1 protein-coding gene is annotated in these 1220 nt (G+C 37.6%); it reads right to left on the bottom strand.

The window, feature by feature from the left end; all coding sequences use genetic code 11:
• Window positions 1–136 precede the first annotated feature (136 nt).
• Entirely contained in the window at window positions 137–919 is a 783-nt protein-coding gene (locus JIV24_RS22135; RefSeq protein ID WP_200467265.1) for an adenine nucleotide alpha-hydrolase family protein, read from the bottom strand.
• Window positions 920–1220: the final 301 nt, after the last annotated feature.

Raw genomic sequence — 1220 nt, forward strand, 5'->3', positions numbered from 1 at the left:
TTAGTTGTTTACATACTAACAGGCGGGAGCAATTTTTGATCAAATTTGCGTAATGAAAGATCTGCACCCTTAATTAATAACTGACAATTAATAATTAATCACTAACCATTCATAACTAATCATTAATAATTAACCATTAATATCTGATTCTTTTATCGTATTCATTGGGGCGCGAGCGTTTCACATCGATGGTAACGAAAAGGCAAGCTTTACTTCCTAGTTCAAACAGCTCTTCTCTAAATTGGGCATCAGCTATAAGCGCATAACTTTCAGGTTTTGCCAGTTCAATGCGCATGTGGTCTTCATCGTCAATGCGACAGCGTACATGAAAATCACCTGTTTTGTCGATGAGGTAATTTTCAACATCGTAAATGGCTTTGATGCGCTCCGGCGTAAGCAAATGCTTATAGTTAATACGTGTAGCAAGGCAGCTTTCGTGGTCGGCAAAAAGAGGATCTGCGCCCAGGGCCATGGCTATATCTTTTGTTTCCCATGAGGTAATGCCCAGTGTGACCAAAGGTGATTGTACTTTGTATTCGTCCAATGCTTGTTTTCCGGGACGGTAATTGCCCAAGTCACTGGCTGTAGTACCGTCGTATATGGGTGAGCCATCCTTTGGTACCAATGATAAAATATGGCTTTTGCAATGATAACAACGACGTTCGGGATTAGCCACTACCTCATCGCCCGGAGTTACTTCAATAATTTTAAGCTCAGGTGCCCCCAGGTTCTGAGCCTGCATAATCATATCATCGGCTTTAACTCTGTTGAATCCATTATTAACCCATATCGGAATAATATTGGCACCTGCTTTCATTGCAGCACCCAATACAGCACTACTATCAAAACCTCCCGAAAAAAGAAGGTAGCCTTCTTTATTTTTCTTAAACCAATTGATTAATGCGTCTTTCTTTTCCATAGTTGTAAATTCCGGTTTAAGATAAAAAAAAAATAAAGGAGGATTGAGTTGTAATGAGGTAATATGATAATTGCCTTTAACTTCAATATATTAACCTCCTTTATCTTTAATGAAGAGGTTTTTCTTTACAGTTCGTACTTAGAGCTTATTTACAATATTTTAACTTGTATGAAAAGCAAAAGTATGTATTATACTACTTCATTATTAAGCCAGTGAGATACTGGAAAGTGTTTTTAACCGCTTTAAAAACTGGACCACTTTGTAGCACATGAAAAGTGAAACAAAATGGTAGAAGAAATCA

The sequence above is a fragment of the Carboxylicivirga marina genome, assembly GCF_016612505.1.
GTDB lineage: Bacteria > Bacteroidota > Bacteroidia > Bacteroidales > Marinilabiliaceae > Carboxylicivirga > Carboxylicivirga marina.